A 22,542-nucleotide genomic window follows, 5' to 3' on the forward strand; every position below is an offset into this window, starting at 1 on the left:
ACGTTGCGCGGGCCGGCAGGCTTGCTAAGCGGCGCACGATGCCTGCCTCGTCCGCCGCTCCTCTTGCCGTTGTGCTCCTGTCGGGGGGGCTGGACTCCATGGTCGCGGCGGGTTTGGCGCGGGAGCAGGGGTTCAGGCTCGCTGCCCTGACGATCGACTACGGCCAGCGGCACCGGCGCGAGCTGGAGGCGGCGCGGGAGATCGCATCGCGTCTGCGGGTCGAGCGTCACGTGCTTCTGCCGCTCGACCTGCGCTGCATCGGCGGGTCCGCACTGACCGATGCCATCGCGGTGCCCAAGGACGGTGTGGGCGACGGTGTTCCGGTGACGTATGTGCCGGCCCGCAATCTCGTGTTCCTCAGCCTCACTGTCGCTCTTGCCGAGAGCCTGGGCGCGCGCGATCTGTTCATCGGCGTCAACGCGCTCGATTATTCGGGCTATCCAGACTGCCGCCCCGAATTCATCGCCAGCTTCGCCGCGGCCGCGAACCTTGGCACGCGTCTGGGAACCGAGGGCGCGGGGTTCATCGTCCATGCTCCGCTTCAGCACATGAGCAAGGCGGACATCGCCCGCGAGGCGGCCCGCCTCGGGCTTGACCCGGCATGGAGCTGGTCCTGCTACGACCCGCAGCCGGACGGACGCGCCTGCGGCCTGTGCGATTCGTGCCGCCTGCGACGGAAAGGGTTTGCCGAAAGCGGCGTGGTCGATAGAACTTCCTACGCAGAACAGCACGACTGACACAGCCGGGGGATCAGCCGATGAACGACGACGCGCGGAGCACCGCCTCCGAACAGCAGGCGGTGCCCGGCTACAGCTGGTATGCGCTCGGCCTGCTGGTCATCGTCTACATGCTGAACTTCATCGACCGGCAGATCCTGTCGATCCTTGCCAACGACATCAAGCTCGACCTCGGGCTGAGCGATGCCGATCTCGGCTTTCTGTACGGCACGGCCTTCGCCATCTTCTACGCCCTGTTCGGCATTCCTTTAGGGCGTCTGGCGGACAGCTGGCACCGCGTACGGCTGATGAGCATCGGCCTCGCGCTCTGGTCGGCGATGACGGCCGTGTCCGGCTTCGCGCGCGACGGGCTGGCGCTGACGCTCGCGCGCGTCGGGGTGGGCATCGGCGAGGCCACGGCAAGCCCGTCGGCCTATTCGCTCATCTCCGACTTCTTCCCGGCCCGGCTCCGCGCCACGGCGCTGGCGATCTACTCGTCGGGGCTTTATCTCGGCAGCGGCCTGTCGCTGCTCATCGGCGCCGTGATCGTCGAGCGGTGGAATGCGGCGTATCCGGCCGGCGGACCGCTGGGACTGGTCGGGTGGCAGGCGGCGTTCGTGATCGTCGGGCTGCCGGGGGTCGTGCTGGCGCTGTGGCTCATCACCATGCGCGAGCCGGTGCGGGGCGGCATGGAGGGGCGGATCACTCCGCCTCACCCGGCGCCGTTCCGCGAATTCGGGCAGGAACTGCTGACCATCATCCCGCCGCTCACCGTCATCGGCGCCGCCCGCCGCGGGGTGGCGCCGCTTCTCGTCAACCTCGCCGTCGCCGGCACGGCGGTGCTGGCGGGACTGGCGCTGACCCAGCTCACCGGCAGCGGACCGGGGCGGTTCACCACCGCGATCTCCGACCAGTGGGTGTTCCTCGGCGTGGGCTATTACGCCATCTTCTGCTGGGCCGCCTCGCTCCGGGTGCGCGATCCGGAGGCGTTCGGCATGATCTGGGGGTCGAAGGCGTTCGTGACGACCGTGCTCGGCTATTCCTGCGTCGCGTTCACGTCCTACGCGACCTCCTACTGGGCCGCACCCTACGCAGAACGGGTCTTCGGCGTGCCCAAGAGCGAGCTGGGCCTGCTGATCGGCGCCCCGGCGGCCGTGGCCGGGTTCCTCGGCGTCATCATCGGCGGCAATGTCGCCGACCGGCTGCAACTGCGGCACGCCAACGGGCGCGTCCGGGTGATCCTGTTCGGCCTGCTCGCCCCGGTGATCCCCCTGCTCGTCGCCTTCACCACGAGCACTCTGGCGCTGTTCTACGTCACCTTCTTCATCGCGGCGCTGTTCTCGTCCTCCGCGCTGGGGGCGGCGGGTGCGGTGACGCAGACGCTGGTGCCGCCGCGCATGCGCGCAACGGCCACGGCGACGTTCTTCCTCGGCACCACGCTGATCGGGCTTGCCTTGGGTCCGTACATGGCGGGGCTGGTGTCCTCGCGCCTCGACGACAATCTTTCCGCCGGCGTCCTGTCGACGCTCGTCGTGGTGCCGCTCGGTGCCGTCGCCCTTTTTGCCGCGCTGCGTCTCGTCCCGCGGGCGCTTGCCGCGCAGAGCCAAGGCTGAGCGGATCACGCGACCGCGAAGGACGAGAACGGTATCGTTCCGTCAGGACGGGCGCAGCACTCCGCAGACGATCCGCCCGCCCGCGTTGCCGGCCGGGTCGGTGACGTTGTCATCGGCATTCTGGTGCACCACGACTGCGGCGCCGCTGCTGTCGAAGATGCGGGCAAGCACAGACTCGCGGCTGCCCGGAAGCGGGAACCGGGCCCGGGTGGTGCCGGTTGCCCGCACCTCGATGTTCGGCAGGTCGCCCAGATGGGCGCCGCGCGGGTTTTCGAGGCCGTGCTGGCGTCCCTCGGGGTTGAGATGCGCCCCGGCACTTTGGAAGTCGGGCGGCGTGCACTCCCCGCGTTCGTGGATGTGGATCGCCCGGGTGCCGGCCGGAACATTCATCAGCGCGACGTCCAGGGCCACGCCCTGTCCGGAGGCAACCAGTGTCGCCGTCCCGGCGTTGCGCCCGTCGCTGGTGCGAAGGTCGGCGCTCCCGAGTGAGCCGCCGCCCGGAGGCAGAGCGGCACAACCGGCGATCAGCAGGGCAAGGGCGGGCGGGGCGGCGAAACGTATCATGCGAACTCTCCAGGTGGTTCAGCACTGCAACGAAAAAGGGGCCGGATTGCTCCGACCCCTTCTTCCGATAAGCGCAGATCGCGCAGCTTACATGCCCGATCCCGGACCGAAGGTGATTTCCACCCGGCGGTTCTGGGGCTCGCGCACGCCGTCGGCCGTCGGAACCCGCGGGTTCGCTTCGCCGAAGGCCTGGCTGCTGATGCTGCTGTCCGGCACGCCACGCGAGACCATGTAGCGGCGGACCGAGTCGTTGCGCCGTGCGGCCAAACCCAGGTTGTACTGGGCCGAACCCGACCGGTCGGTGTGACCCGCCAGCATGACGCGCGAGCTGCCGCAGTTCCGGTAGTTCGACACCGCGCTGTCGAGGATCTGGGCGGCGTCCGGCGTGATGTCGGAACGATCCCAGTCGAAGAACACGATGAACGGACCGGCTTCGCAGACCTGCTGCGGCGGCGGGGGCGGCGGCGGCGGCGGCGGCGGCGGCGGAGGAGGAGCGACCGGGCCCGTCGTCACCGGCGGCGGAACAACGACCGGCGCACCGCCGAAGTTGAACGCCAGGGTGCCGAGGATCGAGTGGCTGCGCAGGCGGCCGTCGATCTCGCGGCCGCGCACGTCGATCAAGTTCACGTCTTCGGCGTTGAAGAAGCGGTAGCGCAGACCCACGTCCACGGTTTCGCTGAGCGGCGCACGCACGCCGGCGATCCCCTGCCAGGCAAAGCCGGTGCTGGAGTCGTTGAAAACGCCCGGCGTGCCTTCGCGGATCGTGCCGTCGAGACGCGTGCGGGCGACACCGACACCGCCGCCGACATAGCCCTGCAGGCCATCGTCGGGACCGAAGTCGAGCAGACCGTTCAGCATGAAGCTGAGCACGTTGACGTCGCCGCGGGCCGGGAAGGAGCCGCGGGCCAGGGTCGCGCCGTTCGGCAGACCGACGGTCGCGGAGGTCAGCGTCTCGATGTCGGCTTCACGGTAGCTGCCTTCGGCTTCCAGACGGAATCCGCCGAAGTCATAGCCGATGACGCCGCCGGCATCCCAGCCGCGGCGCAGGTCCACGGTGCCTGCCGACTCCGAGCCGTTGATGTCGAAGTCGATGTCCTGAACGATCATCGGGCCGGCGCCCAGTTCCACATACCACTGGCCATCGCGGGCCAGGGCAGGCGTCGCGAGGACCGTGGAGGCCATCGCCAAACCCATAACTAGTTTGCGCATAAGGTATTTCCCCTTTTTATCAGTCAATCAACCACCAACCTCATCAGAGCAGAAACAACCCGCCCGGAATTGGCAAGCCGATCAAACCGGGTTCGCGCGCCGCGTCCGTGTTCTTCCTTTTGGCACGCGCTGTCCGTCCCGGTCTCATGTCAGCTACACCGGCGCAACCGTTGTTGGGAGCCGTTGTTCCGCTTATCTATGCTTAACGAGCGACAAGGACGCCAATGCTTGCATAATTGCAACAATAGCGGCCCGCGCTTCGCCGTCGACGACGCTGCCGCCGGCCGGTGCGGCTAGTTCGGCGGGTGTGCTCCACCGGTCGGTGAACATTCGGATGCAGCCGGCACCGCGGTCCAGCACCGTCATGCCGGGCACAGGCTTGCAGAAGGTCCACTGCGCCCCGTCGAACGCCGCGATGGCGCCGGCCTCGGCGGCAAGCGGGCCTGCGGCGTCTTCGGCCACCAGCCAGCACTCCCCGGAAGCAGGATCTTGCGGGAGCGAGGCCGCCACGCCGGCGACGCCCGGATGCAGCAGGGCGTCGATGCGAGCCAGCGACTCGTTGAGGATGAACTCCTTCTGCGCCTGTCCGGGATGGAGCAGAGGCAGCGACGCGCGTGACGTGACGCTGCGGAACGGGGTTGGCGGCATCATCTGACCTTTCATTGCAGGAGGGCTGGGAGACGACCGGCGGTCACCAGGGGTGCGGAAGCGCTGCGGGCAGCGAGAGGGAAGCGGTGCCGGACTGCTGCACCCACAGCCGGTGTTGCGGGAACGCCGTCGCCAGTGCCCGCCACTCCGCGCCCGGCAGCACCAGGCCGGGCCTGTCCGTCACCCAGCGCGCCGCCGGCGCCTCCGGAGGGCCGAAGCCGACCACGTACTGTTCACGCTCCTCCACCAGCGGCACGTCGAGCGCATCGGTCCAGACCCAGGCTCCCCGCGCTCGTCGGATCCACGTCCACGCGACCGCGCCGTCCTCCCGCATGCGGCAGCGGCCGTGAACCGGCGGCAGGGGCCGCACGGACGCACCGCTGTTCTCCACCGCGGCGAGCACCGGCTCTGCATCGCCGAAGCCGAGCGCGGCAATGCCTTCGCCGCCGCCATCCGGCAGGTCCAGCCGCGTCAACCCGTGGGTGAGCAGCGTCACCGGGGCGCCCGCCGGATGACCGTCCATCGCCGCCTGTTCCGTTCCGCCGCGGCCGCGCAGGAGCCCCGTCAGCCGCCACCGCCCGGATCCGAGCGGCTCGGCGCGGGTGAACTGCACGACCTCGCTGCCCACCAGCATCCGGTTGCCGCCGCGGGCGAGCCCCTCGGCGTCGAGGGGCGGTGGCTGCGGCCAGTCTCCCGTGCCCAGAATGTCGCACCAGGCGTGCGGATCGAGTCTCAGCCCCGGCGACGGCGCAAGCAGGGTGAGAAGCGAACCGAGGCAACCCTGCTCGTCAATGGCCGCGTCGAGCGGCAGGAGGGTCCCGCCCTGAAGCGTGTGCAGCGCCACCGGCCGCCACTGCGCGCCCGCGGACGTCGCGGCGACGGCGAACACCTGCCGGACGGCAGTTTCGGACAGCGACGAGGGCGGAAGCTCGAACACGCGCAGCCGGGTCGCGGCGGGCGCCGCATCGGCGGCGCGGTATGGAGTGCCTGCCGCCCCGGGCGCCGCGTCGAGGGACGGGTCCGGCTCGCGGACGAGTTCCAGTTCGACGCCGGTGCTGCGCCACTCCCATGCTTCCATGCGCCAGACGCCGCCATGGCCGGGCACCTCGACCCGGCCTTGACGCAGGAGGGCCGGGTCAAGCTCGGCACAGCGCCAGGCCAGCGTCTCGCCGGCGGCGTCCGCGCGCTGCGCCGCCCTGTCCACCAGCATGCGCGCCCCGTCGGCATCGAGGCTCCCGGCAAACTCCAGCGTCCGTCCCCGGCGGGCACCGGACGGAGCCAGTGCGCGCTGGACACCGGGCTGATAGTCGCGGTCGATGTCATGGTAGCGAAGCGCCTCAATACCCGATTGCGGGCGCGGGTCCCGGACGCTGCACAGACCCGCGTCGCGCCCGAACTCGCCCTCTGCCGAACGTGCCCGCGCGCCGAGACGGATCGGTGGCACAGACGTCGCGGACAGATGAAGCGAAAGGCCGGCGCCTGCCGGGGCGGTCCGCAGGGGATAGAGCTGCGACAGCGTGTCCAGCACCTCGGCCACGGTGCCGCCTTCGTGCGAATAGCCGCGCAGCGCGGGTGTGCGCACCTCGGACGCATCCACGTCCGGCACTCCCTCCACCAGACGCCCGACCAGCGCGGCGGCGTCGCCCGCGAACACCTCGAAGGACAGCGCCGGCAGGCGGTTGCCGTAGCCGCCAAGGTCCAGATCCTCGAACACGGCGTAGGCCCGGCCGCGATAGGCGGGGCAGGATGCGCCGTGCACCGCCCGCAGCAGCGGGTCGCACTCCTGATCCTCGTGCCCGCAATGGATGCGCAGCCTTCCGCCCGTCTTGAGGTCGCCCGCCGCGCCGCGCAGCAGCGTGCCGTCCGCCCAGATCCGGCCGATCCCGTCGATCGGCGCTCCGGCCACCATGACCGCGAACGAGGCGCTGTAGCTGAAGCGGGTCGTGCGCGGCTGGCCCTTGCCCCCGCCGCGCTCTGCCCGTTCGCGGAGTGCGTCCGCCCAGATGACCGAGCCGCCGGTGCGGACGCTGCCGTGATGGACCGGGAGCGGTTCGCCATAGGTGGAGGTGGTCAGCGCCAGCTCCTTGAGCCGCGGACCCTCGCCGCGCCGAGCGCGCAGCAGCCGTCCGTCGAGCGTTTGGCCAAGCAAGGCTCCGGCGGCGCCGCCGAGCGGGCCGCCGATCGCCGTTCCCACCGCGCCGAGCACGAGTGTCGCCATGATCTGCTCCTTTGGTCAACCTGCCAGCCGCCAGCGGCTGTGCAGGGGATCGGCCGGTGCGCCGTGCCATTCCGCCACCCGCCGCAGACCGGCATGGGCGTGAACAAAGGCATCCGGTCCGGTCGCGATCATCAGGTGATGCTGGGCCGGGCCGGGGCGGGTCAGCAGCACGTCTCCCACCGCGACGGGGTCGGCTCCGCCCACCTGGCGAAATCCGGCCCCAGCAAAGCACGCCAGGTGCCGGGCGATGGTTGCGTTGCGCAGGGCGTAGCCGGTCGGCAGCGCCGCAGGCCGCCCAATCGCGCCGAGAGCGCAGCCGAGCAGGCCGACGCAGTCGACGCCCGTTTCGGGTGAGCGCCCGTGCAGGCGGAAGGGCGTGCCGACCAGCGCCCGCGCCGCCAGCGCGAGCCGTTCCTGCGGCGTGATCATCGCAGGGCCGGAAGCTGGGCGAGCAGGTCGTTGCCCGGCAGAAACGGCTCGCCCTGGAAGTTGCGGGCGTTGCCGAACCGCCGCGTGCAGGTCTCCAGCCGGCCGTCGCAGCCCTCGCGCAGCCACGCCCGCATGCCCGGCGCAAGCCCCGGCGGCAGCGGACTGCCGCAGACGAGCGGCCAGGTGCCGCCCTGGCGCAAGGCGACGATGGCCCCGCGGCCAGACCCGTCGATCCAGCGCAGGGTGCCAAAGTGGAAGCGCGCGGCGTCGATCCCCTCAAACCGCACCCCGCCGCTGTCGGGATCGCAGGCGGCGAGGCGCGCCTCCACCGTGAAGCGGGCCGGGGAAAGGTCGCATCCCGGACCCGCCAGCCGTGCGCGGCAGGTCGGGCTGGTCCGCGCCACCGGGTCGTGCGCCAGCGCGGCGACGGCGCCGTTCAGCTCGGCGCTGAACCGCTGTCCGTCCCGCGCAACGCGGCCGATGCGGCCGCCATAGAGCACCTCGCGCTCAAGGGAGCACCAGTCGACGGCGCCGACCAGCACCGTGGCATGGTCGAACCGGCCCGCGACAAGATCGGTCTCGTCGATGGTGTCGTGAGACAGGGCGCCCTCGATGTCGAGGCTCGATCCGGAAAGCCCGGCCCCGATGCGGATGGCCGAAGGCAGCAGTCCGGGGGCGGCGCGATGCCGCACGCCGTCGAACCACAGGTCGCGGTCGTGCGTCGTGAAGCCGAGAGTGACGCCGTCGCGGCGGTGGATACGCCAGAACGTCGCCACCGTCTCGACCGCCCGGGCGAAAAAGATCCGGCTCATGCGTCCTCCCGCACTTCGACAAGCGGCACGCTCGGCGCCTCGCCCGCGGCAAAGGCGACGCCGCTGATCTCGAGCCGGTCCTGGGCGAACCGCACGGGCACGTCGAACAGGAAGCCCGCGCGGACCACCGCCCCCGGCGGCGGGGCGACCGCGTCGAAGACGATGATGCCGCCCGGCTCGAGGTGCCAGTCGTGGCGTTCCTCGCCGTCCACGCTGACCCGCACCGTGGCCGCTTCGGGCCGGGTGATCCGCCGCCGCTGTTCCCCATAGTGCTTCACCAGCGCGAACCGCCCCTTCCTACCGTCGCCCGTGCCGAGCACCTGGTCGCCGGGCGAGGGAGTGCCGGTCATCCCATGGGACGAGTGGTCGAACGGATCGCGCAGCAGAAAGCCGCGCGCCGGACCGTGGCGGGCGCGGAAGAACGCCAGCAGGGTCGCCAGCTCGGCCTCGCTGCGGAGGCCCGGTCCGACATCGAACTGCAGCCGCGCATCGGCCCACAGCGCGGTGCGGCGCTCGTGTCCCGATGCGGTGGCGACGACCGTGGTGGAGAATTCCGGCGCGACGCTCGTGTCGCGGCCGAGCGCCAGCGGATAGGGAACGGGGTCGATGCTCTGCATGGCGCTCTCCGGGTAAGAGGGAAGGCGGACGTATCCGTCCCGCGCGATCTGGGGCAGCGCCCAGACGAACCGGCGCGTGACGCCCCGCGCGGCGGCGGCATCCAGTCCGGCGTCGATGCGCTGCCAGAACAGGTCGGCGTCCGCTGCTGCCAGAACGAAGCCGGAGAGGTAGTCCTGCCGGGCAACGGGGTAGCCGAGCTTGGCGTCCACGAACCGAAGCGCGGCGTGGCGCCGGACCTCCGCTCCTGCCGTCAGCCAGTCGTAGTCCTCCAGCTGCAGCCGGTCGAAGGCCGGCCAGGCCCATTCCCGCGGCAGGTTCAGCCGGTGGAGTTCGGGCGTCGCCGGATCAAGGACGGTCGGCGTGAAGGCGAGCAGCAGGATCTGCGCGCCGGCCGGCCCGGCCGCGGCGCGCGCGGCGGCGGCGATCTGCGTCGTGGCGTCGGCCAGCAGCGTGCCGGCCGCGTCGAGCAGCGCGCATTGCTGCGCATCCAGCGGTCCGGCCACCGACGGAATGGCGACCGGATCGCCGCCCAGCGCGGCGCGGGCTGCGGGATCGTAGAGGCACGGCCTGCCGTCGGGCATGATCCACCACCACGGTTCGCCGATCTGGAACCGCACGGGCAATCCGGCCTCCCGCAGCAGCGCCACCCAGCGCTGCGCGCTCAGCGCCAGCCAGCCCACGGCCGCCGCGCTGGCCGGAGACAGCAGCGCCGAAGGCGGATCCCAGCCGGTGCGTCCGGGCGTGCCGTCGTCGGCGCGCTGCTGCCAGGCGTCGGGGCAGTGCGCCGCGAGCAGCTCGAATGAAAGCGACAGGATCGGCTCGAACCCCTGCGCGGCGCATCCGGCAAGATACGCCCGGTGCCAGCGCAGCGCAGGCTCGCACAGCGCCCCGTCCGGCGTCGCCAGCAGCCGGCCCTCTCCCGGAGCGAGGCGGAAGAAGTGGCTCATCCCGACATAGTGGAGCAGGTACCGCCCGTAGCCGAGCGCCCGCACCGTGCGCAGCAGCCGGTCCGGCGTCTGGTTGAAGGCATCGTCATAGGCGGTGGCGGCATGCTCGCCATGAACGGGCAGCAACACGTCGCCGATCTCCAGCAGGGCGTGCCGCCCCTCGCAGCGCATCTCGCTCAGCTCGGCCCAGCCGTTCACCCGCTGCGGCAGCGGCGCATCGCTGCCGCCGGCATAGCCGGGCGGTGCCAGCGAGATGAACATTCGGTCGATGGCGCGAGGGTGCACCGCTTCTCCCGGAAGGGTGAACCCCGCCTGGAGATGGCCGAAGGGCAGCACGATGACGGCATCTTCGGGATCGCCGGTGGCGTAGTTCCACAGGCGCACATACCAGTGCCGCGCGACACCGTCGGCATCGCGTCCCTCGATAGTGAGCGTGGGACCGTTGGCGGCATCCAGCGGGATCAGCCCCGCCGAACGCCAGCGGAAGCGCAGGGTGCAGTGGTCGTAATCCGTCTGCGTCGCATAGGCGAGCAGCGGATGGTCGAGCGCATCGGCGCTGTCCCAGATCAGGCCGGCGAGTTCTCCCCGGTGGAAGAACTCGCAATCGACGCGCAGCCCGTCCGGCGCCGTCGTCACCACGCTGGCCATCATCGGGCGCGGGAAATTGACGGTCCAGAAGCGCGGATCGAACCGCTGGATATGGTCGGTGTGCTGGCCGGTGCGGGCCGGGCAAAGCCAGAACGCCATCGTGGAAACTCCCTGCTGCTGCTGAGGCGGCGGCGCGCCCGTCAGTCTGCCATCGCCCGCCGGATCGCGCTGGCGACCTGGCGGCCGGAACGCTGCAACGCGACCGGCGCCGAGGCGCCGGGCGGCGCGGCGAGGGTGATCGCGACCCGAACGTCGCGTGCGGGCCCTGCACCCCGGTTCGGCTCGATCCGGCCGGCGCTGGCGGGCACGAACACTTCGGGTCCGCGCTCCCCGACCAGCACCGGCCGGTGGGGCGACACGAGGCCGCCGGTGCTGCGGCCGGGCAGGCCGAGCAGCGCCCCGAGCGCGCCGCCGATCACCCCGGCCAGTCCGCCGCCCCCGGCTGCGGCTCCGCCCGGTCCGCCCGTTCCGCCCAGCAGACTGTGCAGCCCGCTGCGGACCGCCTCGGCGGCAATCGCCGACAGCGCCCTGAACGCCGCGTCCCGCAGCTCGTCGAAGCCGACGCTCCCGCGCCGGATCGCCGTGAGAAGGCCGTCCTCGAGAACGCGTCCGGCGCGCGCGAAGCCGCCGGTCAGCGACCCGTCGACGCTGCTTCTCAGCCGGTCCATGTCGGCGGCAAAGGCGCGGGTGTCGGCCCGCACCTCCACCATCAGCGTGTCGAGATCGTCAGCCATCGGCGTCACTCCTCATCAGCAGCTCGATTTCGGCGCGGCTGGGCGGCGCGGCGACGGGATCAGGCGCGGGAAGGCAGGCGAGCAGTTCCGCCGGGGTGGCGGACCAGAACACCGGCGGCGTCCAGCCGAGCATCGCCGCGGCCCGCTGAAGCGCGGCGGCATCGCTGGCGAAGCGCCGCCCGCTCATCCGCTGCCCCCGAAGATCTGCGTCAGCAGCGTACGCAGCGGCCGCGTCGCCGCTGTCAGGCCCGCCTCCAGCACCGCGCGGCCGACCGCCTCGCGGCTGACCTCCTGGCGCGCGGCGGCGCAGTGCCAGAACAGGGTGGCGATCTCCTGCAGCCGCAGGTCGCCGGCCGCGGCGCGCTCGGCGAGGGCGAACAGCGAGCCGATCTCCTCTTCGGCCCGCACGAGCGCATCGAAGCTGGGCCGCAGCAGCAGCGGCCGCCCGTCCACCTGCAGCTCCGCCTCGCCGCGAACGGGATTGGCGGGGCGGCTCATGCGGGCACCACCGGGCCGGAGGACTCCAGCTGCAGCGCGTAGTTGCGCTCGTTGTTGAAGTCGCCGGCATAGTCGAGCCGCTGCACGAGGAAGCGCCCGCGCAGCCGTTCCCCGCCTTCGAAGGACAGCTCGCAGGTGGCGAGCGTTCCGGCGAGCGCATGGGCACGCACCGCCGCCTCCGCCTCGCTGGCGAGGAAGATGCCGCTGGCGCTCACCGACACGGACCGCGTGCCGGCGCCGTCGAGCAGGTCGCGCCAGCCGCCCGACTCCTTGTGGGTCACGACGACGGGGTCGCCGTTGATCGACATCTGGGTGGTGCGCAGCCCGGCAACAGTGCGGAACGCCGCCGGATCGGCGGCATCCGCGATCTTGAGCAGGAAGGCGGAACCCTTCTGGGCAGTCATGGGCAGATCCTTTCGGTGGGTGATGGGCGGCGGGTCAGGCTGCCGCGAGCAGCAGGAAGCGGTATTCGAGCAGCACCGCGCGCAGGTTGCGCGGGCGGCGTTCCGTGCGCGAGCGCAGGAAGCCCGTCGCGACCAGCTGGAACCCGTCCTGTTCCGGCGCCATGGCGGCGATCCGCTGCTCCACGCGGGCGGCGAGGCGGTCGGCCTCGTCCGTGGCGTCGCCGCGCACCAGCAACTCGAGCGCCACCCGGACCTCGCGCCCGCTGCGCTCCTTGACGCTCCAGTCGCTGGCCGCGCTGGCGGCGAGGGCGAGCACCGGCGGCGGCGTTGCCGCCGGTCCCGTCTCCTCCCCGATCGCGTTCACACCGGCGCCGAGCACCGGGTCGGCGCGGAGCCAGTCGACGAGCGCGCGGCGCAGGGCGCTTTCCATGGGTCATCCTTTCGTGAACAGGGGCCAGACGAGCCGCGGCGTGCGCCAGTGGCGCCCGTCTCCGTCGCGGGCGAGGCGCCGGGCGGCAGTGGCGGCCCGCGCCAGCCGGGCGGCGTCCTGGCGGAGCCGCGCCGTCAGCGCGGCGGCCGTGGTGCGGGCCGCGATCATGTCAGCCGCAGGTGCCGCCACGGACGCCACAGCGCGGTCACCGCCGCCGGCGGAGCCGAATCGCCGGCGGTGCCGCGCGCGTGGTGGAGATGGGCGGCGAGGCGCACGATCCCCTGCCGCAGCGCGCCCGGCACTTCGGGCCACGTGGCGGCCAGACCGGCCGAACAGCGCACCACCAGACGATCAATTCCGTCATGCGGACGGAGCAGGCGGACGGCCGCCTCGCCGCCGGCGCCGATCCGCACCCGCACCTCGGGCCCGGCAAGGGCGACAGCCGCGCCGCTTGCGTCAAGGCCATGGACCGAGGCGACGCCCTGCACCGGCCGCGTCGCCAGCCGGCTCCAGCCGGCGCGGGCGGGCAGCGTCTCCGTGCAGGTCTGGCGCAGCGGCATGACGCCGGTGAACGCCTCGCAGGCGTCCAGTGCGGCGCGAAGCTGCGCCTCGAGCAGGTCGTCCTCGCCCGCCGTCGTCACGGCGAGCCAGCTTTTCAGTTCGGCAAGCGGCGCGCCGGACAGTGCGGCAGGCGCGACAATGACCCGCTGCATGCGCGTCTCCATCGTTGCAACTGTGGGGTGGGCGCGCCCCGGCAAGGGGGCGGCCGGACGGAAGGGAGGGGCGGCGCGCCAGGGGTGGAGCGCGCCGCCCCCCGCGGCCTCAGGCCTCGATCTTCAGCAGCTTGATGGCTGCGGAATCGAGCACCGTGCCGCCGACCCGGCGCGTCGCGTAGAAGTGCACGAACGGTTTGTTCGTGAACGGATCGCGCAGGATGCGCGTGGCGCTGCGCTCCGCCACGAGATAGCCGTTGCGGAAGTTGCCGAAGGCGATGGGAAAGGCGCCCGGAGCAATGTCGGGCATGTCCTCGGCCTCCACCACCGGGTAGCCGAGCAGCCGGTCGGGCTGCCCCTCGACCATGCCCGGCTGCCACAGGAACGCGCCCTCGCTGGTCCTCAGCTTGCGCACCTGGGCCAGGGTGGCGGAGTTCATCACCCACGTCGCGCCCTGGCGATGCCCGGACTTCAGCGTGTGCACGAGATCGATCAGCCGCGCCTCGGGCGCCGCGTCGAAGCCGGCCGGATCGCCCGAACCGATGTACTGCAGAGTGCGGAACGGCCGCACCCCGTCCGGGGCCGCCGTGGCCGGGTTGTTGAGGAACCCTTCGGGCTGCTCGATCCCGGAGCCGTGGATGAAGGCCGCGCCTTCCGCCCGCGCGAACTCGCTGGCGATCTCGGCGGCGAGCCAGGCTTCGAGGTCGAACGCGGCATCGTCCAGCATCGTCTGGCTCGCGGCCGGGTTCGCATAAAGCTCGCCGGTGGGCGGCGCCACCTCCTCGAACGCCGGAGTGCTGGTGCCCGGCCGCAGCATGGTCTCGCTCACCCAGCCCGAAGCGGTGGCGCCGGTGGCGATGAGCTTGCGATAGCCCGCCGTGCCGGTCTGCACCACCTGTGCCAGGCTGCGGATGGGGCTGAGGGGGATCATCTCGCGGGCGATCAGCGCGTCGATCTGGCGCGGCACGGCGTAACCGCCGTCGCGGTCTGCGAGCGCGGTGATCGACTTGACCTCCGTGTCGCGGCCGCGGCGCAGGTAGTCCTCGACAAAGCGGCTGGCGCTGGCGGCGTCGGCGGCCGGGGTGGCGGACAGCGGCGGCCGCGCGGCGGCGAGCGACACGCGCTCGAGCCGGGCTTTCACCTCGTCCACGTCCTGACGCAGCGCGGCAATGGCAACCTCGGCCCGGTCCTGACGGGCAAGGAGGTCGAAGCTCGCGTCCAGCACGGCGGGAGCGGCGGGGGTGATGTCGGTATCCATGGGCAGTGACCTTTCAGGCTGGGGAACAGAAGGAAGCGCGGGCGGCAAGCGGCGCGGACGCGCCCGGACGAAGGGGTCAGGCGGCGACGAGATGCACTCTGGCGGCCGGCTGAAGGGGGTGGGCAACGAGGCTGATCTCGAGGAGGTCGATCCCGGTCAGAAGGCGCGTGCAGCCTTCCTGCCGCGCCGCCCGCGCGCGGTAGCCGAACGACAGCCCGCGCACCGCGCCCGACAGGAGCTGCCGGGCGTGGCGGCTGGCGGCGTGATCGAGCCGTGCCCGCACCCGCAGACCGCGCGCGTCTTCCGCCGCCAGCTCGACCGTGCCGATCCGCGCGTGCGGCCGGTGCTCCCACAGCAGCGGCAGCGGCGCGGCCCGTGCGGCGAGGGTGGCGGCGAACGCGCCGGGCAGGATGATGTCGCCGCCCCGATCGCGGCGGTGGAACAGCGCCGCGTAGCCGGCAAGGCGCAGCGGGCCGTTCACCGCAGCAGCTCCGGCACGCCCATGCGCATGGCGATGCCGATCAGCAGCAGCGCGAGCAGGCCGCGCACGAGCCAGTCCACCGTCGCCTTCCACGCGCTGGCCTTGGCGTCGCGCCAGGCACCGAGCAGTTCGCGCAGTTCGTCGATGTCGTCCTGCGCGCCCTCGTCGGCGAGGCCGAGCCGCGCCAGCGCCCGTTCGGCCCCGACTTCGCTTGCTTCCTCCACGATGGCGCGCAGGGCCATCCGGTCGCCGCCGGCAGCGGCACAGGACTGGGCGAGCAACTGGGTGAGCAGGTCGGTGCGGTTCATGGCTGGACCTCCGGGTTGGTGGCGGCGGCGCCGTCGGCGATCGGGGGCAGGCCGAGCAGGTCGCGCTTCTCCGCGCGGGTGAGGAAATCGGCGCTGGCGACCTGCGCCCACAGCCGTTCGCGGTCCTCGGCGAGCGCCGGCACCCGGTCGAGATCGACCTCGAGGCGCGCGTCGGGGAACCAGGGCGTCATCGCGTCGGCAAGGCCGGACAGCAGCTTGTCGGCGAGCGGCAGCAGCGTCAGCCGCCACAGTGCCCGGTTCGCCTCCCGGTAGTTCGAGTAGGTGTTGTCGCCCGGCAGCCCGAGCAGCATCGGCGGCACGCCGAAGGCAAGCGCGATGTCGCGGGCCGCCGCCGCCTTGAGCGTGGCGAAATCCATGTCCGCCGGGCTGAGCGAGAGCGACTGCCAGCTCAGCCCGCCTTCCAGCAGCATCGGCCGGCCGGCGTTGCGCTCGCCGGCGAACGCCTGCGTCAGCTCCTCGCTGAGCCGGTCGAACTGCTCGCGCGTCAGACCGCCGGCATCCTCTCCGCGATAGATCAGCGCGCCCGAAGGGCGGGCGGCGTTCTCCAGCAGGGCGCGGTTCCAGGCGCTCGCGGCGTTGTGGATCGCCACCGCCTGATGCGCCGCCGACAGGCAGCCGCCGCCGTAATGGTCGTTCGCGGGATGAAGGGCCCGCCAGTGGACGAGGGCGGGCCAGCCCTGCGCGTCCTCCAGCGGCATCTCCCGCGTGTCTGAGGGCAGATGGTAGCGGGCCGCGACCGGCCAGCCGTCGGCGCCGGGCACCACCTCCATCCGTTCGGGCCTGAGGGGACACAGGGCCACGGGCATGCCCGCGCCGTCCCGCACGATCTGCGCCCAGGCGTTGCCATGCAGCAGCAGATGCGCGGCCAGCGTTTCCAGGAGCGGCCCGCCGCTGGCGCCTTTTCCGAACAGGGCGGCGACCGGTTCCGGGGTCACGGTCAGCGGCGCGCTGCCCACGCCTTCGGCAACGATCCGGATGGCCCGCTGCGCCACGGCGTTGCGGGCAAATGCCTCCTCGAGCGCGGTGGTGTAGTCGAACCGCTCCGCCGGCGGCGGCGCGCCGAGGGCGGCGGCATGGCGCATCGGCGGCCCGGCGCTCAGCGGCACGCGGGCGGCCCCGCCCCCGCCCTTGAAGGCGGCGGCGAGCGTGTCGAAAAAGGTCATGGCCAGCTCCTGATGGGCGAGGGGTGCAGTCGGGTCGTGGCGAGCGGAGGGGACGGCGCGGCGGCGCGCCGCATCCCCCGGTTCAGAGCCGCCGCACGCGCGGGACGCGGGCGGGGGCGAGCAGCAGTTCGGTCAGCGCCCACACCAGCGCGTCGGCGCGGTCGGGGCTGCGGCCCGGTCCGGCATAGCCGCCGCCGGTCAGGAGGCCGCACAGCTCGTCCTCCAGCCGGGCGAACGGCTCGGCATGGGTGACGCGCCCGGCCTCGTAGAGGGCGGCGACCGGCTCGGCCCGGGCGACCTTGCCGCGGGTGGCGTGCACGAGCCGCACCGGCAGGGCGAGGTCCGCCGCGCGCAGCACCGCTTCCACCATGGCGCCGCCCTGATTGGCTTCCGCCACCACCCGGTCGGCGGCCCAGGCGCTGGCGGCGGCGGCAACGGCTCTGGCCCAGCGGTCGGGACGGGCACGCTCGACCGAGCAGTCGGCGAGCACCCGCGCACGTCCGTCGGACAGCAGTGCGCAGACCACGATCCCGCAGGCATCGCCCGCCGCGCTTGCCGGCGGGTCGACGCCGATCACCACCCGCGCCGGCGGGCCGCCCGCCGGCTCTGCGCCGGCGCGGCACCGCTCGAGCAGCGCACGGCTCCACAGCGCGCCCTCGACATCGTCCAGCAGCTCGCCCTCGAGCTCCTGCCGCCCGAAGGCCGTTCCGCCGAACCGCCGCTGCATCCGCTGCACGAAGGCGGACGGAAGGTTGGCGGCGTTGTCGAAGGTGGTGCCGCGCGTCACCGCCACGAGGCCCGGCTCCGCCGCCCGTTCGGCCAGCAGGCGGCGCAGCAGCGGCACCGCGCGCGGCGTCGTGGTCGCGACCACCTGTCCCTGGCCGGTCCCGCCGAGCCGCAGGCCGAGCAGGAGATTGTCCCAGCTGCGTTCCGCCCGCTCGCCAACGGTGTCCCATTTGCCCAGCTCGTCGCACCAGGCGTGGCTGTGCTGCGGACCGCGCAGCATCTCGGGTTCGGCGGCGGAATACAGGAAGGCCTGCGCGCCGTTCGGCCACACCACCCGCCGAAGCGACGGCTCGTAGCGGGGCCGCCGCTCCGGCTCGCCCAGCCGCAGCAGACCGCTCTCCCCTTCCACCATCACCGCCCGCGCCTCGGCGAGCGAGGACGCGACAAGGGCGATGCGGGCCTCGGGATGGCGGGCAGCGATGCCGCGCACCCATTCGGCACCGGCACGGGTCTTGCCAAAGCCGCGTCCGGCGCAGATCAGCCACACCTGCCAGTCGCCGGGAGGCGCGAGCTGCGCGGGCCGGGCGAACAGCCGCCAGTGATGCGCAAGCGCGCGGCGCTCGCGCGGGGAGAGGCGCGCCAGCAGCGCGGCCTGCGCCGCGCCGTCCGGCGCGCGCAGCCAGGCCTGGCGCTCAGCGGCCGCATCGTCCATGCCCGCCTCCCTCCGTCTGCCGGTCGTGTCCGCCTCCCGATGGCGCCTGGTCGCGGCCCCGGCGCAGGGCGTCGATCTTGGCGTCGATGGCGGCGAACACCGCCTCCTCGTCATCGTCGGCCTGCACCGCGCGCGCCGATGCCACCGTCCCGCGATGGGCGGCGAGGATCCGCAGCGCGCTGCCGAAATCGAACCGGCCGCCCTCCGGGCAGGTGACGCTGCCCTCCCGCAGCCGGCCGAGCACCTCCAGCTCGAGCAGGTCGTAGCCTTCGCACAGCGCCTGGTGCCAGGCGCGCCGGAAGTTCGCGTCGTTCCGGCGGGTCTTGTAGGCATGGCTGACCGTCACCCCGGCCGCGAGGGCCGATCGGCTCACATTGGAGGTCTCCGCCAGCATGGCGAGGAACGGTGCACGCCAGCGCGTGCCGCGCGGCCGGGCCGGTGTCGCGGCTTCGGCGCCGCGGGCGGCGGACGCGCGGGCGGTCGCGGCGGCCTTGCGGCCCCCGCGCGGCGGCTTTGCTGCGGGCATGTGCCCCTCCTGATGCTGGTGAGACCGGGTGTCGCGGCGGCAGCGGGTGATCCCGACTCGCTCCATCGCGATGTTCCTCTTTCCTAACCGGAGAGCGTCACGGTGTCAAGAGAAAATAACCAATCCGGTTATCAATATGGTGTGGCGCGGGCGGCGGCGAAGGCGCGAAGGAAGTCGCGCTCGCTCATGCGTCCGGTGATCCGGCGCGTGCCGATGAGGTAGGTGGGCGTGCCGGCGACGCCGAGGCGCAGCGCGTCGGCGGCGTTGCGGGCGAGCTGGTCGTCAAGGGCGCGGGGAGCGGCCAGCCCTTGTTCGACGGCGGCCCAGTCGCCTCCGGCTGCGGCGACCGCCCGCCGCAGCGCCGGTTCCTCCAGCGGCAGGGGCGCCCGCATCAGCGCATCGTGCACCGCGACGTAGCGGCCCTGCGCCGCGCTGGCGAGGGCCACCCGCGCCGCCGCGACCGAGCGCGGACCATTCACCGGCAGGTCGCGGTAGACGACGCGCACATCGCCGGCTGCGGCGACGGCGCGGGTCATGGCCCCATGAGAGGCTCGGCACGGCCCGCACTGGTAATCGGTGAACACCACCATGGTCACCGGAGCATCCGCCGGCCCGGACGCCGGAGAGACGCGGTCGCCGAGCAAGGGGGCAAGATCAACCCGGTCGCCGATGTCGGTTCCCGGCGGCTGCGCCAGCCGCAGCGCCGCCCCGCCGGCAAGCCCGGCCACGGCCGCCGCGGCCAGCAGCAGCCACTGGCGCGGTGTCACCGCCGGGCGCGATCGCGAGGTCATCGGGCCTATGTCACGGCACTGGCGCGCCCGTTCAAGCCCTTCCTCACCCGCTCGGCGCAGGCCCCTCGTCGCGGCTGACCTCGACCTCCGTGCGCCGGAGGGTGAGCGTTTCGGCGTGGACGTGCTCGCGGCGGGTGCGGCGCAGATGGATCTCCTCGACCAGCACCAGCTCGCGCACGACGCGGACGCGCTCCTCCACCACCGGGATGACGGTCAGGTTCCCGTCCTCGCGCACCGGCGGCATCGCGTCGATGACGGCGCCCACGGGCACGCGCTCGACCGTCACCTCCTCGCGCAGCACCGGCTCGCACACCTCCACCGTGTCGGCGCGCGGGGTGGTGCGGACGGTGACGGTGGCTCCGTCGACCCGGCGCCGGCCGATGGCGAGCTGTTCCTCCACCACGGAAATGTGCGCCTCCTCCCTCACGACGGCGCCTGCAGGCCGGTCGGGCCGCTCGTCGGGGTCAGTGGTCATGGCATGTCTCCTCGACAGACAGCACCCGGGGGCCGGCACCGTGCGGCACCGGCCCCCGGTCGCGATGCGGGTGGAGGCATGCTGTCTCCCCCCGCGCGCGGTTCAGCGTCGCGGCTGGGCCGGCGTCCGGCCGTCGCCGTCGACGTCGACTTCGGTGCGCCGCACGGTTTCCTCGACATGCTCGACCCGCTCGCTGGCGGTCTTGCTGACCACCACCTCGTCGGTGACGACCGCCTTCTTGCCCACCACGACCTCCTCGCTTTCCTCGGTCATGGTGACGGTGCGCCCGCCCTCGCTCAGCAGCGCCTCGGCATCGGCGGCGGACAGCTCGCGGTTGACCGGCCGGCGGTCCACCGAGACATGCTCCTCGCGCAGGCGCACATCCTCGGCCACCGTGTCGGTCGCGACGCGGGTGCGCACGTTGATAGCCCGCCCATGCTCCGCCACGCGCTTGCCGATCGCCACCTGCTCCTCGACGATCGGGATCCGCTCCTCCGCGACGGCATCGCCGCCCGACCGGGCGAACTGCTCCGCCTGTTCGCCATAGACGACGGCGTTGTCATGGATTTCGAGCGGCTCCACGGCGCAGACCTTGCCGTTGTCGAGCCGGACGGCCGCCACGCGGGTCCGGCTGTCGTCGACCAGCAGGTCGGTGATGGTGCCGTACTTCTCGCCGCCGGGTCCGACGAGCGGCAGGCCGCGGATGTCCTGGGAGGGGTGCTCAAGCTCGTAATTGTCGAGCTTCTCGAGATTTTCGTAACGTCGGTCATGTCGCATGGTCATTGTTCCTCATCTGTGCCGCGGCAGGGGTTGCCCGCCGCTGCGGTGTCAGGGATTGGACAGGGGCTTCAGCGCACCACCTCGATGCGCCGGGCCATCAGGTACTGGTCGACGCCTTGCGGCACCGTCGCCTGGACGCCGGCCGGCATTGGCTCGCCCGCCGGGCGGATGACGCCGCTCAGGTTCAGGATCTGACCGGGACGCACATCGATCTGGCCCTCGACACGGGGATCGGCCGTGGCGACCTCGTCGAAGACGACGAACAACTCGCGCCCGTCCGCCTCGCCGCGAAAGGCCATGTCGCCTTCGAGCGCCGTGACGCGGAAGTTGTTCAGATCCACCGACTGGCCGGGGGTGAACGCGGTCGCCGCGGCGCCGGCCGCGGCCGCAGTGGTCAGCGGCGTCGGGCTGGCGGTGGCGGTCGTCTGCTCGGTTGTGGTGGTGGTGGCGGTGCGCGCTCCCCGGTCACGATCGCCGAGCAGCAGCCACAGCAGCAACGCGCCGACCAGCAGCGCGAGCAGTGCCCACACCCAGCCGGGCACGCCGCCTTTCTTCTCGACAGGGATTTCTGCCATACTTGCATTCTCCATGTTGAAGCGCGCCACATGGCGCATGCCTCAAAAAGACGGATGCAAGTTGACAGTGTTCCTTAAGGTTGGAACGCCGAGCGATGAACATGTGCCGCACTACCGGCGCGGATTTCCTATAGCGATAGAGAAGAACTGCGATCAACCGTGCGCGATCGCAGATGAATAGACGATCTGTTCAGATGAAGAAGGCCAATGCACAGGCGAACACTGCGCTTGCAACTTGATGTTAGTCAAGAAATGCGAGCGAGAATGTTATCGCGACAGCAGCCCCACCTGCTCGCCCGCACGGCGGAACATGCCGAGGATGACGTCGACGTCGGCATCCGAATGGTCGGCGCACAGCGAGCAGCGCAGCAGCGTCATGTTGGCGGGCGTCGCCGGCGGGCGGGCGAGGTTGACGTAGAGCCCCTCCTTCAGCAGCGCCTCCCACATCATCGCCCCCCGCTCGAGATCGGGCATGATGACCGCGATGATGGCGCTTTGCGCCTCGGGCGTGCCGAGCGCGAAGCCGAGCGCGCGCAGCCCTTCATGCAGGCGCCGCGAATTGCGCCAAAGATGCGCGCGCTTGTCTGCACCGTCCGCCAGCTTGCGGATCGCGGCGGTGGAGCAGGCGACCACCGCCGGGGGAAGGGCGGCGGTGAACACGTAGGGCCGGCACACGAGGCGCAGCACCTCGAACTTGGGATGGTTCGAGACGCAGAAGCCGCCGATCGTCCCGACGCTCTTGGAAAAGGTGCCGATGACGAAGTCGACCTGGTCGAGCACCCCCTGCTCCTCGGCGACGCCGCGCCCGTGCGCGCCGATGAATCCCATGGAGTGCGCCTCGTCCACCAGCACCATCGCGCCGTGCGCCTTGCTGACCGCCACCATCTCGCGCAGCGGCGCGACGTCGCCGAGCATCGAGTAGACGCCCTCCAGCACGACCAGCTTGCCGGCCCCTTCGGGCACCCGGCGCAGCCGCTTCTCCAGCGCGTCGACGTCGTTGTGCCTGAACGGCACCACCTCGGCATCGCCCATCTTGCACCCGTCCCAGATGCTCGCATGGCTGTCGATGTCGAGGATGACGTAGTCCCCCTTGCCGGCCAGGGTCGAGATGATGCCGAGGTTCGCCTGGTAGCCGGTCGAGAACACCATGGCGTGGTCCATGGCGTAGAAGTCCCGCAGCGCCGCCTCGCACGCCTTGTGACCGGAATAGGTGCCGTTCAGCACCCGGCTGCCGGTCGTGCCGGTGCCGAACTCCTCCATGGCGGCCTGCCCGGCGGCAATCACGTCCGGGTCGAAGGTCATGCCCATGTAGTTGTAGGTGCCGAGCAGGATCGTGTCGCGGCCGTTGCAGATCGCGCGGGTGGGGGACAGCACCCGTTCCATCACCAGGTTGAAGGGATCCTCCTGTCCCCCGTCCAGAAGGCTCGCGCGCATCTGGATGACGGGGTCGAACTTGGCGAGAAGGTCGATGCCCGTGCCGGCACGGGCGGAGGGCTGGTCCGGGGTGAGAACGGCGTCGGTCATG

Annotated in this window: 27 protein-coding genes; 2 read left to right on the forward strand and 25 right to left on the reverse strand. The window is 72.0% G+C overall.

Annotated elements, in window-relative coordinates; genetic code table 11:
* The first annotated feature begins 38 nt into the window (after positions 1 to 38).
* Both queC and ETO60_RS03935 read left to right on the forward strand, forming a co-directional pair.
* The gene (gene queC / locus ETO60_RS03930) at positions 39 to 737 is read left to right on the forward strand and encodes a 7-cyano-7-deazaguanine synthase QueC (RefSeq protein ID WP_130002794.1); all 699 of its coding nucleotides are present in this window, start codon (positions 39 to 41) and stop codon (positions 735 to 737) included.
* 20 nt (positions 738 to 757) lie between these two features.
* Complete coding sequence (locus ETO60_RS03935) at positions 758 to 2,329, forward strand: spinster family MFS transporter (RefSeq protein WP_130002795.1); 1,572 nt, start codon at positions 758 to 760, stop codon at positions 2,327 to 2,329.
* 42 nt (positions 2,330 to 2,371) lie between these two features.
* Here ETO60_RS03935 and ETO60_RS03940 read toward each other — a convergent pair whose 3' ends face one another.
* The 25 genes from ETO60_RS03940 to spt all read right to left on the reverse strand — a co-directional run bounded on the left by ETO60_RS03940 (position 2,372) and on the right by spt (position 22,541).
* Positions 2,372 to 2,893 (reverse strand): superoxide dismutase family protein, encoded by a 522-nt coding sequence (locus ETO60_RS03940; RefSeq protein WP_130002797.1) that lies wholly within the window; start codon positions 2,891 to 2,893, stop codon positions 2,372 to 2,374.
* A gap of 87 nt (positions 2,894 to 2,980) precedes the next feature.
* Complete coding sequence (locus ETO60_RS03945; protein WP_130002799.1) at positions 2,981 to 4,102, reverse strand: OmpA family protein; 1,122 nt, start codon at positions 4,100 to 4,102, stop codon at positions 2,981 to 2,983.
* 192 nt (positions 4,103 to 4,294) lie between these two features.
* Positions 4,295 to 4,750 (reverse strand): DUF2793 domain-containing protein, encoded by a 456-nt coding sequence (locus ETO60_RS03950; RefSeq protein ID WP_165362102.1) that lies wholly within the window; start codon positions 4,748 to 4,750, stop codon positions 4,295 to 4,297.
* A 43-nt stretch (positions 4,751 to 4,793) separates the two neighbouring features.
* Positions 4,794 to 6,968 carry a GTA baseplate fiber-binding domain-containing protein gene (locus ETO60_RS03955; RefSeq protein WP_130002803.1) on the reverse strand — a complete coding sequence of 725 codons (2,175 nt, stop codon included), beginning with the start codon at positions 6,966 to 6,968 and terminating at the stop codon, positions 4,794 to 4,796.
* 15 nt (positions 6,969 to 6,983) lie between these two features.
* Entirely contained in the window at positions 6,984 to 7,397 is a 414-nt protein-coding gene (locus ETO60_RS03960) for a C40 family peptidase (protein ID WP_130002805.1), read from the reverse strand.
* Positions 7,394 to 8,209 carry a DUF2163 domain-containing protein gene (locus tag ETO60_RS03965; RefSeq protein ID WP_130002807.1) on the reverse strand — a complete coding sequence of 272 codons (816 nt, stop codon included), beginning with the start codon at positions 8,207 to 8,209 and terminating at the stop codon, positions 7,394 to 7,396. The genes ETO60_RS03960 and ETO60_RS03965 overlap by 4 nt, the downstream gene beginning before the upstream one ends.
* Positions 8,206 to 10,521, reverse strand: coding sequence for a DUF2460 domain-containing protein (locus tag ETO60_RS03970; RefSeq protein WP_130002809.1), 2,316 nt, complete (start codon positions 10,519 to 10,521; stop codon positions 8,206 to 8,208). Before ETO60_RS03970 ends, ETO60_RS03965 begins: the two co-directional genes overlap by 4 nt.
* Positions 10,522 to 10,562: 41 nt before the next feature.
* On the reverse strand, positions 10,563 to 11,156 hold the full coding sequence (locus ETO60_RS03975; RefSeq protein ID WP_130002811.1) for a tail tape measure protein: 594 nt from the start codon (positions 11,154 to 11,156) through the stop codon (positions 10,563 to 10,565).
* Positions 11,149 to 11,343, reverse strand: coding sequence for a phage tail assembly chaperone (locus ETO60_RS03980; protein WP_130002813.1), 195 nt, complete (start codon positions 11,341 to 11,343; stop codon positions 11,149 to 11,151). The genes ETO60_RS03975 and ETO60_RS03980 overlap by 8 nt, the downstream gene beginning before the upstream one ends.
* Positions 11,340 to 11,654 (reverse strand): gene transfer agent family protein, encoded by a 315-nt coding sequence (locus ETO60_RS03985; protein WP_130002815.1) that lies wholly within the window; start codon positions 11,652 to 11,654, stop codon positions 11,340 to 11,342. Before ETO60_RS03985 ends, ETO60_RS03980 begins: the two co-directional genes overlap by 4 nt.
* Positions 11,651 to 12,058: a phage major tail protein, TP901-1 family gene (locus ETO60_RS03990; RefSeq protein ID WP_130002817.1), complete on the reverse strand. Its 408-nt coding sequence runs from the start codon at positions 12,056 to 12,058 to the stop codon at positions 11,651 to 11,653. Before ETO60_RS03990 ends, ETO60_RS03985 begins: the two co-directional genes overlap by 4 nt.
* Positions 12,059 to 12,092: 34 nt before the next feature.
* A complete protein-coding gene (locus tag ETO60_RS03995) occupies positions 12,093 to 12,488 on the reverse strand; it encodes a DUF3168 domain-containing protein (protein WP_130002819.1) in 396 nt (131 codons plus the stop codon).
* 3 nt (positions 12,489 to 12,491) lie between these two features.
* Positions 12,492 to 12,656, reverse strand: a complete 165-nt coding sequence (locus ETO60_RS11205; RefSeq protein WP_165362103.1) for a hypothetical protein — start codon at positions 12,654 to 12,656, stop codon at positions 12,492 to 12,494.
* Positions 12,653 to 13,201: a head-tail connector protein gene (locus ETO60_RS04000; protein WP_130003111.1), complete on the reverse strand. Its 549-nt coding sequence runs from the start codon at positions 13,199 to 13,201 to the stop codon at positions 12,653 to 12,655. Before ETO60_RS04000 ends, ETO60_RS11205 begins: the two co-directional genes overlap by 4 nt.
* Positions 13,202 to 13,310: 109 nt before the next feature.
* On the reverse strand, positions 13,311 to 14,459 hold the full coding sequence (locus tag ETO60_RS04005) for a phage major capsid protein (protein ID WP_130002821.1): 1,149 nt from the start codon (positions 14,457 to 14,459) through the stop codon (positions 13,311 to 13,313).
* 76 nt (positions 14,460 to 14,535) lie between these two features.
* Entirely contained in the window at positions 14,536 to 14,940 is a 405-nt protein-coding gene (locus ETO60_RS04010) for an HK97 family phage prohead protease (protein ID WP_234026307.1), read from the reverse strand.
* Entirely contained in the window at positions 14,937 to 15,248 is a 312-nt protein-coding gene (locus tag ETO60_RS04015; RefSeq protein ID WP_130002822.1) for a DUF6127 family protein, read from the reverse strand. The genes ETO60_RS04010 and ETO60_RS04015 overlap by 4 nt, the downstream gene beginning before the upstream one ends.
* Entirely contained in the window at positions 15,245 to 16,432 is a 1,188-nt protein-coding gene (locus tag ETO60_RS04020) for a phage portal protein (RefSeq protein WP_130002824.1), read from the reverse strand. The genes ETO60_RS04015 and ETO60_RS04020 overlap by 4 nt, the downstream gene beginning before the upstream one ends.
* A gap of 82 nt (positions 16,433 to 16,514) precedes the next feature.
* Positions 16,515 to 17,870, reverse strand: a complete 1,356-nt coding sequence (locus ETO60_RS04025; protein WP_130002826.1) for a DNA-packaging protein — start codon at positions 17,868 to 17,870, stop codon at positions 16,515 to 16,517.
* Positions 17,851 to 18,462 carry a hypothetical protein gene (locus ETO60_RS04030; protein WP_130002828.1) on the reverse strand — a complete coding sequence of 204 codons (612 nt, stop codon included), beginning with the start codon at positions 18,460 to 18,462 and terminating at the stop codon, positions 17,851 to 17,853. Before ETO60_RS04030 ends, ETO60_RS04025 begins: the two co-directional genes overlap by 20 nt.
* A 65-nt stretch (positions 18,463 to 18,527) precedes the next feature.
* On the reverse strand, positions 18,528 to 19,187 hold the full coding sequence (locus ETO60_RS04035) for a DsbA family protein (protein WP_130002830.1): 660 nt from the start codon (positions 19,185 to 19,187) through the stop codon (positions 18,528 to 18,530).
* 43 nt (positions 19,188 to 19,230) lie between these two features.
* Entirely contained in the window at positions 19,231 to 19,662 is a 432-nt protein-coding gene (locus ETO60_RS04040) for a DUF2382 domain-containing protein (RefSeq protein ID WP_130002832.1), read from the reverse strand.
* Positions 19,663 to 19,764: 102 nt separating this feature from the next.
* On the reverse strand, positions 19,765 to 20,439 hold the full coding sequence (locus tag ETO60_RS04045; protein ID WP_199798824.1) for a YsnF/AvaK domain-containing protein: 675 nt from the start codon (positions 20,437 to 20,439) through the stop codon (positions 19,765 to 19,767).
* Between the two features lie 71 nt (positions 20,440 to 20,510).
* The gene (locus tag ETO60_RS04050) at positions 20,511 to 21,017 is read right to left on the reverse strand and encodes a hypothetical protein (RefSeq protein WP_130002834.1); all 507 of its coding nucleotides are present in this window, start codon (positions 21,015 to 21,017) and stop codon (positions 20,511 to 20,513) included.
* A 267-nt stretch (positions 21,018 to 21,284) separates the two neighbouring features.
* Positions 21,285 to 22,541, reverse strand: a complete 1,257-nt coding sequence (gene spt / locus ETO60_RS04055) for a serine palmitoyltransferase (protein ID WP_130002836.1) — start codon at positions 22,539 to 22,541, stop codon at positions 21,285 to 21,287.
* Position 22,542: the final 1 nt, after the last annotated feature.

Origin of the sequence: Qipengyuania thermophila (genome assembly GCF_004153605.1) — a bacterium.
Classification (GTDB): Bacteria; Pseudomonadota; Alphaproteobacteria; order Sphingomonadales; family Sphingomonadaceae; genus Qipengyuania_B; species Qipengyuania_B thermophila.

Bases quoted from the DNA above. Each gene is read 5' to 3' on its own strand.
- ETO60_RS03975 (WP_130002811.1), bottom strand. From the start codon at position 11,156: ATGGCTGACGATCTCGACACGCTGATGGTGGAGGTGCGGGCCGACACC.
- ETO60_RS04020 (WP_130002824.1), bottom strand. From the start codon at position 16,432: ATGACCTTTTTCGACACGCTCGCCGCCGCCTTCAAGGGCGGGGGCGGG.
- ETO60_RS04005 (WP_130002821.1), bottom strand. From the start codon at position 14,459: ATGGATACCGACATCACCCCCGCCGCTCCCGCCGTGCTGGACGCGAGC.
- ETO60_RS11205 (WP_165362103.1), bottom strand. From the start codon at position 12,656: ATGATCGCGGCCCGCACCACGGCCGCCGCGCTGACGGCGCGGCTCCGC.
- ETO60_RS04025 (WP_130002826.1), bottom strand. From the start codon at position 17,870: ATGGACGATGCGGCCGCTGAGCGCCAGGCCTGGCTGCGCGCGCCGGAC.
- ETO60_RS04030 (WP_130002828.1), bottom strand. From the start codon at position 18,462: ATGGAGCGAGTCGGGATCACCCGCTGCCGCCGCGACACCCGGTCTCAC.
- ETO60_RS03960 (WP_130002805.1), bottom strand. From the start codon at position 7,397: ATGATCACGCCGCAGGAACGGCTCGCGCTGGCGGCGCGGGCGCTGGTC.
- ETO60_RS04050 (WP_130002834.1), bottom strand. From the start codon at position 21,017: ATGGCAGAAATCCCTGTCGAGAAGAAAGGCGGCGTGCCCGGCTGGGTG.
- ETO60_RS03945 (WP_130002799.1), bottom strand. From the start codon at position 4,102: ATGCGCAAACTAGTTATGGGTTTGGCGATGGCCTCCACGGTCCTCGCG.
- spt (WP_130002836.1), bottom strand. From the start codon at position 22,541: ATGACCGACGCCGTTCTCACCCCGGACCAGCCCTCCGCCCGTGCCGGC.
- ETO60_RS04000 (WP_130003111.1), bottom strand. From the start codon at position 13,201: ATGCAGCGGGTCATTGTCGCGCCTGCCGCACTGTCCGGCGCGCCGCTT.
- ETO60_RS03995 (WP_130002819.1), bottom strand. From the start codon at position 12,488: ATGGAAAGCGCCCTGCGCCGCGCGCTCGTCGACTGGCTCCGCGCCGAC.
- ETO60_RS03980 (WP_130002813.1), bottom strand. From the start codon at position 11,343: ATGAGCGGGCGGCGCTTCGCCAGCGATGCCGCCGCGCTTCAGCGGGCC.
- ETO60_RS03940 (WP_130002797.1), bottom strand. From the start codon at position 2,893: ATGATACGTTTCGCCGCCCCGCCCGCCCTTGCCCTGCTGATCGCCGGT.
- ETO60_RS03935 (WP_130002795.1), top strand. From the start codon at position 758: ATGAACGACGACGCGCGGAGCACCGCCTCCGAACAGCAGGCGGTGCCC.
- ETO60_RS03985 (WP_130002815.1), bottom strand. From the start codon at position 11,654: ATGAGCCGCCCCGCCAATCCCGTTCGCGGCGAGGCGGAGCTGCAGGTG.
- ETO60_RS04045 (WP_199798824.1), bottom strand. From the start codon at position 20,439: ATGCGACATGACCGACGTTACGAAAATCTCGAGAAGCTCGACAATTAC.
- ETO60_RS03955 (WP_130002803.1), bottom strand. From the start codon at position 6,968: ATGGCGACACTCGTGCTCGGCGCGGTGGGAACGGCGATCGGCGGCCCG.
- ETO60_RS04035 (WP_130002830.1), bottom strand. From the start codon at position 19,187: ATGACCTCGCGATCGCGCCCGGCGGTGACACCGCGCCAGTGGCTGCTG.
- ETO60_RS03950 (WP_165362102.1), bottom strand. From the start codon at position 4,750: ATGCCGCCAACCCCGTTCCGCAGCGTCACGTCACGCGCGTCGCTGCCT.
- ETO60_RS04015 (WP_130002822.1), bottom strand. From the start codon at position 15,248: ATGAACCGCACCGACCTGCTCACCCAGTTGCTCGCCCAGTCCTGTGCC.
- ETO60_RS03990 (WP_130002817.1), bottom strand. From the start codon at position 12,058: ATGACTGCCCAGAAGGGTTCCGCCTTCCTGCTCAAGATCGCGGATGCC.
- ETO60_RS03970 (WP_130002809.1), bottom strand. From the start codon at position 10,521: ATGGCGTTCTGGCTTTGCCCGGCCCGCACCGGCCAGCACACCGACCAT.
- ETO60_RS04040 (WP_130002832.1), bottom strand. From the start codon at position 19,662: ATGACCACTGACCCCGACGAGCGGCCCGACCGGCCTGCAGGCGCCGTC.
- ETO60_RS03965 (WP_130002807.1), bottom strand. From the start codon at position 8,209: ATGAGCCGGATCTTTTTCGCCCGGGCGGTCGAGACGGTGGCGACGTTC.
- queC (WP_130002794.1), top strand. From the start codon at position 39: ATGCCTGCCTCGTCCGCCGCTCCTCTTGCCGTTGTGCTCCTGTCGGGG.